This window comes from Clostridium sp. KLE 1755, from assembly GCF_000466465.2.
In the GTDB taxonomy this organism is placed as follows: domain Bacteria; phylum Bacillota; class Clostridia; order Lachnospirales; family Lachnospiraceae; genus Eisenbergiella; species Eisenbergiella porci.
In genome coordinates this window covers 380-12,185 of the sequence record NZ_KE992774.1, presented here as the reverse complement: position 1 = coordinate 12,185, position 11,806 = coordinate 380, and the positions used below count along the sequence as shown (strand labels likewise).

9 protein-coding genes and 1 tRNA gene are annotated in these 11,806 nt (G+C 49.8%); 7 read left to right on the top strand and 3 right to left on the bottom strand.

The features are described from left to right. The first annotated feature begins 201 nt into the window (after positions 1–201). The 3 genes from HMPREF1548_RS25450 (at position 202) to HMPREF1548_RS25440 (ending at position 4,071) form a co-directional block, all read left to right on the top strand. The gene (locus HMPREF1548_RS25450; protein WP_035323967.1) at positions 202–2,205 is read left to right on the top strand and encodes a glycoside hydrolase family 31 protein; all 2,004 of its coding nucleotides are present in this window, start codon (positions 202–204) and stop codon (positions 2,203–2,205) included. A gap of 167 nt (positions 2,206–2,372) precedes the next feature. Next, positions 2,373–3,713 (top strand): glycoside hydrolase family 5 protein, encoded by a 1,341-nt coding sequence (locus HMPREF1548_RS25445; RefSeq protein ID WP_021639649.1) that lies wholly within the window; start codon positions 2,373–2,375, stop codon positions 3,711–3,713. 286 nt (positions 3,714–3,999) lie between these two features. Continuing rightward, positions 4,000–4,071: transfer RNA gene (locus tag HMPREF1548_RS25440), tRNA-Glu, on the top strand. A gap of 79 nt (positions 4,072–4,150) precedes the next feature. Here HMPREF1548_RS25440 and HMPREF1548_RS25435 read toward each other — a convergent pair. Further along, complete coding sequence (locus HMPREF1548_RS25435; RefSeq protein WP_021639648.1) at positions 4,151–4,411, bottom strand: hypothetical protein; 261 nt, start codon at positions 4,409–4,411, stop codon at positions 4,151–4,153. Between the two features lie 282 nt (positions 4,412–4,693). Between HMPREF1548_RS25435 and HMPREF1548_RS25430 the strand changes: the two genes are divergently transcribed. The 3 genes from HMPREF1548_RS25430 to HMPREF1548_RS25420 all read left to right on the top strand — a co-directional run bounded on the left by HMPREF1548_RS25430 (position 4,694) and on the right by HMPREF1548_RS25420 (position 8,837). Then, positions 4,694–6,418 carry an ABC transporter ATP-binding protein gene (locus HMPREF1548_RS25430; RefSeq protein WP_035323965.1) on the top strand — a complete coding sequence of 575 codons (1,725 nt, stop codon included), beginning with the start codon at positions 4,694–4,696 and terminating at the stop codon, positions 6,416–6,418. Then, positions 6,418–8,274 carry an ABC transporter ATP-binding protein gene (locus HMPREF1548_RS25425; RefSeq protein ID WP_021639645.1) on the top strand — a complete coding sequence of 619 codons (1,857 nt, stop codon included), beginning with the start codon at positions 6,418–6,420 and terminating at the stop codon, positions 8,272–8,274. The genes HMPREF1548_RS25430 and HMPREF1548_RS25425 overlap by 1 nt, the downstream gene beginning before the upstream one ends. Before the next feature lie 134 nt (positions 8,275–8,408). After that, positions 8,409–8,837 (top strand): MarR family winged helix-turn-helix transcriptional regulator, encoded by a 429-nt coding sequence (locus HMPREF1548_RS25420; protein WP_021639644.1) that lies wholly within the window; start codon positions 8,409–8,411, stop codon positions 8,835–8,837. A gap of 110 nt (positions 8,838–8,947) precedes the next feature. Here HMPREF1548_RS25420 and HMPREF1548_RS30705 read toward each other — a convergent pair whose 3' ends face one another. Further along, positions 8,948–9,082, bottom strand: a complete 135-nt coding sequence (locus HMPREF1548_RS30705) for a hypothetical protein (protein ID WP_278336995.1) — start codon at positions 9,080–9,082, stop codon at positions 8,948–8,950. Between the two features lie 157 nt (positions 9,083–9,239). Between HMPREF1548_RS30705 and HMPREF1548_RS25415 the strand changes: the two genes are divergently transcribed. Continuing rightward, on the top strand, positions 9,240–10,106 hold the full coding sequence (locus HMPREF1548_RS25415; protein WP_021639642.1) for a MerR family transcriptional regulator: 867 nt from the start codon (positions 9,240–9,242) through the stop codon (positions 10,104–10,106). 184 nt (positions 10,107–10,290) lie between these two features. On the opposite strand, the gene HMPREF1548_RS25410 is transcribed toward HMPREF1548_RS25415, so the two are convergent. Further along, positions 10,291–11,646 (bottom strand): sodium-dependent transporter, encoded by a 1,356-nt coding sequence (locus tag HMPREF1548_RS25410; protein WP_021639641.1) that lies wholly within the window; start codon positions 11,644–11,646, stop codon positions 10,291–10,293. Between the last annotated feature and the right edge of the window lie 160 nt (positions 11,647–11,806).

Genomic DNA, 11,806 nt, shown 5'->3' with positions numbered 1-11,806 from the left:
AATCAGAGAAATTTTCTCCTACTCGATTATGGAATTTATAAAAAAAGGTCAGGATCCTTAAATAAAAGGTCAGGAAACAGAAGGAAATAACAGTACAAAATCAATATAATGTATTTATATCCCGCCGGATACCGCCTGCTGCTCAGGACGTCGGGAAAGGCGGAAATGCAGGAACCGGAAAACTGGTTAAAAGGAGGAGCTATGATTAAAGTAATCGACAACAAAATATACCGCAGACAGGACAAGGAGCTTCTTGTCATAGAGCCGTGGGGGCCGGACAGTCTCCGTGTGCGCGCCACGCAGAACCATACCTTTAATAAGGACGAAGAAACCTCAGCCCTTCTTCCGGCGCTGGCCTCGGCGCCGGAAATTACAACGGACGGGAAAAGCGCCGTCATCACCAACGGTAAAATCCGCTGTGAGCTGATGGTGACGGGCAAGCTGAAGTTTTTCAACCAGAAGGGTGAGCTGCTTCTGGAGGAATATGACAGGAACCGTTTCCGTGAAAATGTGGAAGGGGAATTCAACAGCGCGCTGGAAATCAGCCCCCGTACCTTCACACCCATTATGGGAACGGAAAACTTTAAATTAGCCGTTCGCTTTGAGCCGAATGACGGAGAGAAAATATACGGTATGGGCCAGTATCAGCAGCCGTATATGGATATGAAGGGCTGTGTGGTTGAGCTTGCCCACAGGAATTCCCAGGCCAGCGTTCCCTTTGCCCTTTCCAATAAAGGCTACGGCCTGCTCTGGAACAATCCTGCCATCGGAAGCGTGACCTTCGGAAAGAACCTGACGGAATGGACGGCGCTTTCCACAAGACAGATGGATTACTGGATTACAGCCGGGGATACGCCGGCCGAAATAGAAGAAGCCTATGCGGATGCCACGGGCAAGGTGCCCATGATGCCGGATTACGGCTGCGGCTTCTGGCAGTGCAAGCTGCGTTATCAGACGCAGGAGGAGCTGCTGGAGGTGGCAAGGGAATATAAGAGAAGAGGGCTGCCAATCTCTGTCATTGTGGCCGATTATTTCCACTGGCCTCATCAGGGGGACTGGAAATTCGACAAGGATTACTGGCCGGATCTGAAGGCTATGGTGGACGAGCTGGAAGGCATGGGCATCAAGCTGATGGTTTCCATCTGGCCCACGGTGGAGGAAGGCAGCGAGAACTTTAAGGAAATGGAGGAGCTGGGCTATCTGAGCCGGAATGACTACGGAAAAAGGATGCACCAGCTGGGCAATGCGGCCATCATGGATCCCACCAATCCGGATGCCAGAAAATATGTGTGGAGCAAGATTAAAAAGAATTATTATGACGACGGCGTACGCATTTTCTGGCTGGATGAGGCGGAACCGGAATTCACCAACTATGAATACGGCAACCATCGTTTTTACCTGGGCTCAGATCTGGAAATCGGCAATATTTTCCCCAGGGAATACGCGAGAATGGCCTATGAAGGCATGGAAGGGGAAGGCCAGGCCAACATTGTGAACCTTCTTCGCTGCGCATGGGCAGGCAGCCAGAAATACGGCGCCCTTGTATGGTCCGGAGATATTGACTCAAGCTTTCGCTCCTTAAGGAGCCAGCTGGCTGCAGGGCTGAATATGGGCCTTGCGGGGATTCCCTGGTGGACGACGGATATCGGCGGCTTCCACGGCGGAAATATATATGATGAGGATTTCAAGGAGGTTCTGGTCAGATGGTTTGAGTTCGGGGCATTCTGCCCGGTATTCCGTCTGCACGGCTTCCGCGAGCCCTTCAAGGAGCCTCTGGGAACCACAGGCGGCGGAACGGCTATCAGTGGCGCGGAAAATGAAGTATGGAGCTACGGCGAAGAGGTATATGAAATCTGTAAAAAGTACCTGGAGCTGAGAGAAAGGATGCTGCCCTACGTAAAACGCCTGATGGCGCAGGCGCATGAAAAAGGGACGCCGGTAATGCGTCCGCTGTTCTATGATTTCCCGGAGGACGGAAAATGCTGGGAGATCGAGGACGAGTATATGTTCGGGCCGGAAATTCTTGTGGCGCCCATCCTTTATGAAAAACAGAGGGAAAGAAAGCTGTATCTTCCTGCGGGAGAGTGGCGCAGCCTGAATGACGGAAAAGTATATGCAGGCGGGGCGGATATTGTATGTGAGGCTCCCATTGACGCCATTCCTGTTTTTGTGAAAAACGGGTGTCTTAAGGAACTGAAATTTTAACGGCAGGCTGCCGCTTACTATGTAAACAGTATAGAAGAAAACAGTCCCGGGACGGGAAGGATGCCCCGGGACTGTTATTGTTGGAAAAAATGCAGCAGTTCAGGACTGCCATCTTCTTGAATGGCCCGCCGTTCTGAACTGCTACGAGGAAATAAGGAGCGCTGATTATGGATTTTGTTAAGGTGAATGGAAAAGAATTTTATTACAGGGGAAAGCCCATCCTGTTTTCCGGGCTGGGCGTGGGCTCCTGGCTGAATATGGAGCATTTTATGCTGGGGCTTCCGGGAACGGACAAACAGATCAGGGAAACCTTTGCCCGGGTGCTGGGGAAGGAGGACGCGGCCCGTTTTTTTGATTCCTTTATTTTGAATTTCCTTACGGAGGAGGATTTCCTTTTCCTGAAGGAATCCGGGGTGAATCTGCTGCGCGTGCCTTTCAGCTACAGGCTTTTTATTGATGATGAGAATCCGGGGGTATATAAGGAAGAGGGCTTTGGCTATATGGACAGGCTGCTTGCCCTTTGCAGCAAGTATGAGATTTTCCTGATGCCGGATCTGCATACGGTGCCGGGGGGACAGAACCCGGACTGGCACTCGGATAACACCACGGGAATCCCGCAGTTCTGGCATTTCCGTATTTTCCAGGAACAGATTGTGAAGCTGTGGCAGGACATAGCACAACGATACCAGGACGAGCCTTTCCTGTTAGGCTACGATCTGCTCAATGAGCCTTTTCTTATGCCTAAAAAGGAGGGCGTGCTGAATGCCTTCTTTGAAGAAGTGACAAAGGCAGTGCGAAAGGTGGATAAGAATCATATTATTTTTATTGAGGGCGATTTTTTCTCCATGGATTTTTCAGATATCAGGCTGCCTGCGGATGAACAGACGGCGCTGACCTTCCATTTTTATCCTACTGTATGGGATAAGAATCTGTGTGATAAGGATTATGACGCCAGGGAGAGAGTGCGAAAGATGGATGAGCAGCTTGCCGGATTCGCGGCTCTGCGGGATAAATTCGGCCGTCCTGCCCTCTGTGGGGAAGCCGGGGTGGATATTAAGAAGGACGATCTTCCGTTTACGATGCAGCTTCTGGATGAAACACTGGGACTGTTTCAAAAGCATGGCCTTTCCTGGACTCTTTGGAGCTATAAGGATGCACAGTGGATGGGCCTGGCCTACCCGAAGGATGGCACCGGCTGGATGAAGCTGGCCGGCAGGATCAGGGAACACTGGTCGCATTACGGGCAGATGGACGCTGCGGATGAAATCATGGAGGATATGGGAAAAAGATATACGGCAGATTTGGCAAAGGAACTGAAATACGAGCTGCAGTTCCAGCTGAGGGGCGTGCTGTACCGCCTGGAAGAGGAATATATCCTGAAGCCGGTCCTGGAGGAATTCCCCAAAGAGGAAATCATGTCCATGCCGGAATCCTTCCGGTTTGAAAACTGTGCCTTCTATGAAGATTACAGGGCGCTCTTGAAGAAGTATACCTGGCGGCAGGCATAAGCTGCGCCGGGCCGGCGGCGGAATTAATTAGGAGGAAAACTGCAAGGCGGCAGGAAAAAAGGAAACAGGAGGGAGACGCCCGACAGGCAGCAAAAATAATCCCTCCGAAGCTCTGCCGCCCCTTAAAAAAGCAGCTTTTGCGCAGGTTTTTTATGAAATAATATTGCGTTAAAATAAAATCAAAATAAAAATTAGAAAAATTTCAAAAAAAGTACTTGCATTTCCTGGCAACTTGTATTATTATATACAAGTGTCACGCGGGAAGTTATCGCGGACAACACCAGATGGCTCGTTGGTCAAGCGGTTAAGACGCCGCCCTCTCACGGCGGAATCAGGGGTTCGATTCCCCTACGAGCTGCTGACTATTTTGAAAAGAATAGCCCAACCCGAAAGAAGTGCTGCAGGCCTTGTGTCTACAGTTCTTTTTTTATGTTTTTTTATTTGAGGTTCAGCTCTTCAAGCAGGCGCGCACAGTCTTTCATTCCCTGCTTATATGCCAGTTCTATCAGCTTCCCGCAGCAGCTGTTATGACAGTCCATCAGCGACTCCACCAGATCATGGTATTCTTCAGGCAGCTCGCGGTAACAGCTGACGGCAGCCTCCTTTTCCGTTTCGCTCAGCTTACGGTAATCCCCATCCTTCAGGAATATTTCCTGAAGCCTTCCTGATACTGCACAGTCAGTGATTTCATCCAACATTTCCTTATCCTCCGGGCCACTCCGATTTTTTCACCCAAAGAGCGGCTCCTTCCATATCAAAATTCCGACACATCACTATATACAGACTACCACAGAACGGTAATATAGTCTACATTAATGTAGTAATATTTGCAATAGTCCATAACAGCCCGGATAGAGCGGATCCGTTGCATAATTCAGGGCATGAAAAATAAAAAAAGATGCAGGAGTTGACAAAATCAAATAATGCCCATAAAATAGTTGCATATGCAATAATTGTAAATACTTGAATTTGGAGGCAGTATGAGACGTTTACTTTCTTACATGAAGAAATACAGGACGGCAACGGTTCTGGCAGTGTTCTGTATTGTTTTGGAGACCTTTCTGGAGCTGATTATTCCCCTCATCATGGCGGATATGGTGGATGTGGGAATTGCCAACGCGGATAAGGCCTATATTTTTGAAAAAGGCCTGCTGATGGCGGGCTGTGCGGTTGTTTCCATGGTGCTGGGAGCGGGAAGCGCCAGATTTGCAGCCGTCTGCGGACAGGGCATCGGCGCGGAAATCCGAAAGGATGAATACCGTAAGCTCCAGCAGTTCTCCTTTGCCAATACGGATCATTTCCGGACCTCATCCCTTGTCACAAGGCTGACGGGAGATGTGACCAATATCCAGAATTCCATTTCCGGCGGCATGCGTCCGGCCTGCCGCGCGCCGGTGATGATGATTACCGCCATTGCCGTTTCCTTTTATATCAACAAAGAGCTGGCAGTGGTTTTCCTGATAGCGGCGCCTGTTCTGGGCGTTCTTTTATTCCTCATTATTTCCCATGTCCGGCCGCTGTATTCCAAAATGCAGAAAGCAGTGGATCTGGTTAACCGCATTATCCAGGAAAACCTGACGGCAATCCGGGTGGTGAAGTCTTATGTCAGAGGCGATTATGAGCTGGCGAAATTCGAAGAGGTGAATACAGGGCTTTTGACCACCTCGGAGAGGGCTTTTAGGGTCGCTTCCCTGAATATGCCTGCCATGCAGCTTGTCATGTACACTACCATTCTGTGCATCCTCTGGTTTGGCGGCAGGCTGATTTTGGTGGGAGGCATGCAGGTGGGCGAGCTGACCGGTTTTTTAAGCTATGTGCTCCAGGTGCTTAATTCCCTTATGATGATATCCAATGTATTTATGATGTTCACCCGATCCCTCACCTCCTGGAAGCGTATCACGGAGGTAATGGACGAGAAAATCGACATCACCGAGGAACGGTCAAAGGACATTTTTGTTGAAAAAGGAGAAATTGATTTTGACCATGTATACTTTAAATACAGCAAAGATGCGCAGGAATATGTGCTTTCGGACATTACGCTTCATATGAAGGCCGGCCAGACAATCGGCATCATCGGAAGAACCGGCGCCGCCAAATCCACGCTGGTGCAGCTGATTCCCCGTCTGTATGATGTGACGGAGGGAGAGATCCGCATCGACGGATATCCGGTGCAGGAATATCCGCTGAGGCATCTGCGGGATGCCATAGCCATGGTGCTTCAGAAAAACACGCTTTTTTCCGGAACCGTCAGGGATAACCTGCGGTGGGGGAAGGAGGACGCCACGGAGGAAGAGATAGAAGAGGCATGCAGAACCGCCTGCGTGGATGAATTTATCGAAAGGCTGGAAAACGGCTATGACACCGACCTGGGCCAGGGCGGCGTAAATGTATCCGGCGGGCAAAAACAGAGGCTCTGTATTGCCAGGGCCTTGCTGAAGAAGCCCAGGGTGCTGATTCTGGACGATTCCACAAGCGCTGTGGACACGGCAACGGAAGCGAAGATACGGGAAGGGATGGAACGCAGCCTGCCGGGCACCACCAAAATCATCATTGCCCAGCGGATCACCTCCGTCGTCCATGCGGATGAAATCATCATCCTTGAGGATGGAAGGGTCTATGCCGTGGGCACCCATGAGGAGCTTCTGAAGAATAATGAAATTTATCAGGAAATCTATCAATCCCAGAAGGAAGGAGCTGATCTGTAATGGCGAAATATACCGGATATGCAAGACCGAAGGATAAAAAGAAAACCATGAAAAAGATGCTCCACTATATGGGAATCTATAAATGGTCCATGGTGCTGGTGGGGATACTGGTGTGCATCAGCAGCCTTGCCAACATTCTGGGAACCTATATGCTCAAGCCGGTTATCAACCGGTACATTCTGCCGGGAAACATCCCGGGGCTCATCCGCATCCTGATTCTGATGGCCGTCATGTACGGCTTCGGGGCGCTGGCCACGCTGGGCTACAATCAGCTGATGGTGCACACCTGCCAGAAAATCGTGGGACGCATCAGAAGGGATTTATTTGAACATACCCAGGACCTTCCGCTTTCCTATTTCGATGCGCATACTCACGGCGAGCTGATGAGCAGGTTCACCAATGATGTGGATACCCTGACCGAGGCGCTGAACAACAGCTTTACCCTTCTGATACAGAGCTTTATCGTGGTAACTGGCACCATTACCATGCTGATTATCCTGAATTTCAGGCTTTCCCTGATTGTCATCGGCTTTTTGCTGCTGATGTTCCTTTTTATCCAGTTTAACGGAAAGCGGAGTAAAAAATACTATCTGGCCCAGCAGAAGCATCTGGGAAGCATCAACGGCTTTGTGGAAGAAATGGTGGGCGGCCAGAAGGTGGAAAAGGTTTTTAACCACGAGGATAAGGATTTCGAAGAGTTCTGCCGGAGAAATGAAGCGCTGCGGGAGGCATCTACAAAGGCGTTGTCCTATTCGGGCATGATGGTGCCGACAATCGTCAGCCTTTCCTATTTTAACTATGCGGTTTCCGCCTGCGTGGGCGGCATGTTTGTGCTGTCCGGACTGATGGATCTGGGAAGCCTGGCCTCTTATCTGGTCTATGTAAGACAGAGCGCCATGCCCATGAACCAGTTTACCCAGCAGATCAATTTCCTGCTGGCGGCGCTTTCCGGTGCGGAGCGTATTTTTGAGATGATGGAAGAGGAGCCGGAAACAGACGAAGGGAAAATCACGCTCTGCCATGTACGGGAAAAAGACGGACAGCTGGAAGAAAACGGCAGCGAGGGCAGGGATTACGCCTGGAAGGTGCCGGATAAGGACGGCGGCAGCCATCTGGTGCCTTTGAAGGGCGATGTGCGGTTTACCGATGTGGTGTTTGGCTATACTTCCGAAAAGAAGATATTAAACGGCATCAGCCTTTATGCAAAGCCCGGCCAGAAAATAGCCTTTGTAGGCTCCACAGGCGCGGGAAAGACGACGATCATCAACCTGGTCAACCGTTTTTATGAGATCCAGGGCGGCACCATCACCTACGACGGCCTGGATATCCGGGATATCCGCAAAAAGGATCTGCGCCGTTCCCTGTCCATGGTAATCCAGGATACCCACCTGTTTACCGGGACCATTGCCGATAATATCCGCTATGGCAGACTGAAGGCATCGGATGAGGAAGTAAAGGAAGCGGCCCGCATCGCCAACGCGGATTCCTTTATCCGAAGGCTTCCCGAGGGTTATCAGACCATGCTTTACAGCGACGGCTCCAATCTTTCCCAGGGACAGAGACAGCTGCTTGCCATTGCCAGAGCGGCAATTTCCAACCCGCCTGTGTTGATTTTGGATGAAGCCACCAGCTCCATCGATACCCGGACGGAAAAGCTTATCGAAAAAGGCATGGATGCCCTGATGGAGGGACGGACCGTATTTGTCATAGCCCACAGACTTTCCACCGTGCGTAATTCCAAGGCGATTATGGTGCTGGAAAAAGGAGAGATCATAGAACGGGGCGATCACGAGGAGCTTTTAGAGCAGAAAGGCCGCTACTATCAGCTGTATACTGGCCAATTCGAACTGGAATGACCCGTCAAACCATGCTACAATAAAAAAGAAGCCTGTACCCCGCAAAGGTTCCTCCCCGGCCTCATACCCGAAGCTGGGGAAGAACCCTGGCGGCAGGATGCCGCCGGAATGAAAGTCAGGAGAGTGATAACAGAATGGAAAAATGGGAAATCAGAGATGCGATGGTGGAAATGGAAATTGCCAGGAAAAGAATCCTCCAGCCGTATTTTCAGAAGCTGGGACTGTCACCGGGACAGCCGAGGATTCTGAATAAATTATATGAAAAAGACCATGTGACCCAGCGGGAACTGGCCGACCGGTGCTGTATGGATGTGGCAACCATGTCCCGCACCCTCGACCGTCTGGAGGAAGCCGGATACCTGACCCGGGAAAAGCATCCCGACTGCCGCCGTTCCTTCCTTATAGTCCTCACTGAGGAAGGCCGCAGCAGGGCCGCCCAGGTGCATGAGGACTTCCGGAATATTGACGAACAAATCTGGCAGGGCTTCCATGAACAGGAAATGGAAGAGTTCCTTGCCTGTGCGAAGAAGATCATTGCCAACCTGAAAAGCGGCGGGAAATAGGGCGGGAGAGGACGCCCTATTTCCTGCCCCTCGCCCATGAAAACAGCCTGCGGTTCCCTGCGCCCCATGCTGCCGCCCGCTGAATAGGCTCCGAACGCTGGGATGAATTATCATAAAGCCGGAATAAACGCAGTCCGTTGCTTTTTTGATATCATCTCCGGCGTTTTTAAGTTTATATTACTGACCCCTTCTTTATCAACAGCTTCTGAAGCTGCCTTTATTACCGCATCTGTCAAAATATCCATGTTTTTCTCCAAAAAACTCCTTTCATACGCCAAACCGGCTTTCATATTATACAAACCCAATCACAGAATAATTGCAAAAAGATTTTATAGGTATTGACCCTCACGTATAGTGATAGCCTAAAGTAATACCTGAGGGAAGGAAAGAAGGTGCAAATATATGATGACAGTAAAACAGGTGGCAAACCTGACAGGAGTCAGCGTGCGCACCCTCCAGTTCTACGATGAAATCGGACTGCTCAAGCCGGCGGGACTGACGGAGGCCGGATACCGCCTCTACGATGAAAATACGCTGGAAACTCTCCAGCAGATCCTTTTTTTCAAGGAACTGGACTTCACGCTGAAGGAAGTTAAAACCATTATGGAAAACCCGCAGTTTGATAAAATGAACGCATTCATAAAACAGCGCGAACTTATACAGCTCAAACGCGACCGTCTGAATGCCCTGATCGAACTGCTGGACAAACTGATTAAAGGAGAAAAATGCATGGACTTCAAAAAATTTGATATGACGGATTACTTTAACGCACTGAATGAATACAGACAAAATAATTCCGAAGAAATTGTAAAACAATTTGGAAGCCTGGAAAGCTTTGATGAGATGCTTACAATGATGCGCTCCAGGGAAGATGAGATTGGCGAAATGGCAGTAAAACAATATGGCAGCATTGAAAATTACACAAAGGCAGCCCAAAAGAACCTGGCCCGGTTTCTTGCGGACGGCCCGGCATTTTCCCGGACGGAAGCCCTTTCCCTTGCCGAAAAAACAGAGGCCCTGACCAGGAAACTCACCGCTGACCTCACCAAGGATCCCGCAGATCCCGGGATACGCGAAATTACCGCCGGGCTGATAACCCTGACTGAAGAATCGAACAAAGGCACAGATATGGGAGATAACTACTGGGAATTCATGGCGGAGCTTTACCGGACCAACCCAGCATATATTGAAGCCAACAACAAAAAGTACGGCCCCGGCGCCTCAGAGTTCATAAGCAAAGCCATAAAAGCCTGCCTGGAAGCGCAATAACCGCCGAAAAGGCCGCTTTCCACCCTCCGCTTTCCTCCGGCCTGCGGTCAGCAGTCAGCCGAACCATCCCGCAGAACACATCCTGCAAAACTAAAAAAGACAGCCGGAAATGAGAAACACATCCACGTTTCCCATTTCCGGCTGCCCTGCTCTGGCACACCGCCTGAAACCGACCCAACTGCCCTTACAGGCTAATCCAACCAAACGTATTGGCGATAGAACTGATAAGAATCAAAAAGATCAGAATCGGAGCCACATATTTCACAAGAACCACATAAAGCTTTTCATCCTTAAACGGAGCGGAAAGCTTCACCTCATCCGTAACCACCTTCGGCTTCACGACAAAACCCACAAAAATACAGGTAAATAACGCCACCACAGGCATAAGCACACTGTTGCTCAGGAAATCAAAGAAATCCAGGATGGAAAGCCCCAGAGGAGCCACCCAGAAAAGCACGCCAAAGCCCAGAGAAGAAGGAATTCCCATCACCAGGGCAAAAACCATGACTCCAAGACACGCCGTCTTCCTTTTCATATGGAATTTGTCCTGAACAATAGACACCACCGTCTCCATTAAAGAAATGGAAGAAGTCAGGGCCGCAAATAAAACAAGCAGGAAAAATACCAGCCCCAGAATCGCACCGGCCCGCATACTGGCGAAAACCTTGGGAAGCGTAATAAACATCAGGCTCGGCCCTGAAGAAAGAATATCCTTGTTCCCGCCGGAAAAAACGAATACCGAAGGAATAATAATCATACCTGAAATAAAAGCAATTCCCGTATCAAAAAGCTCAATGCTGCGCACCGACGACTCAATGTTTTCCGACTTCGGCATATAAGAACCATACGTAATCATAATACCCATGGCAAGAGACATGGAATAAAAAAGCTGCCCCATCGCCGCAAGCACACAATTCACCGAAAACTCCGAGAAATCAGGCTTGATATAATAAATCAGCCCGTCCACAGCCCCCGGCCGCGTCACCACATAAACCGCAATTCCCAGGGAAAGAAGGACAAGAATCGGCATCAATATTTTGCTCGCCTTCTCAATCCCCTTTTCCACGCCAAGCATAACAATAAAAGCAGTAGCCGCAATAAAAAGGAAAAGCCAGAACAAAGGCTGCCCAACCTCACCGATAAAACCCGTAAAAAAGCTGTCCTCCGTAGCCGCCAGCCCCTGCCCTGTCACATACACAAACAGATACTTGGCCACCCATCCCCCGATTACACAATAATAAGGAAAGATAATAATGGGAACAATACTGGAAAGCACGCCCAGGAAAGAAAACTTCTTATTCAGGGACGTAAAAGCATACAACGTACTCTTTCCCGTTTTCCGCCCCAAAGCAATCTCCGTCAGCATCAGGGCGAAACCAAACGTCACCGCCAGTATCAGATAAATCAGCAGAAAAGTCCCTCCGCCGTACTTCGCCGCCAGATAAGGAAACCGCCAGATATTCCCCAGCCCCACAGCAGACCCTGCCGCCGCCAATATAAAACCGATCCGGCCGGAAAACGAATTCTTTTGTTCTTTCATAAGGAAAAACCCCCTAAAATAATATGAATTACAGCGCTGCACTGCCGCTTCAAAACAATGCCGCTGTGACAATATATTCTATCACACTAAAAACCAAGAGAAAAGTCCCAAATACAAAAAGAGTGGGGAGGGGATAAGCGCATCCGGCCCGGTTCCTTTC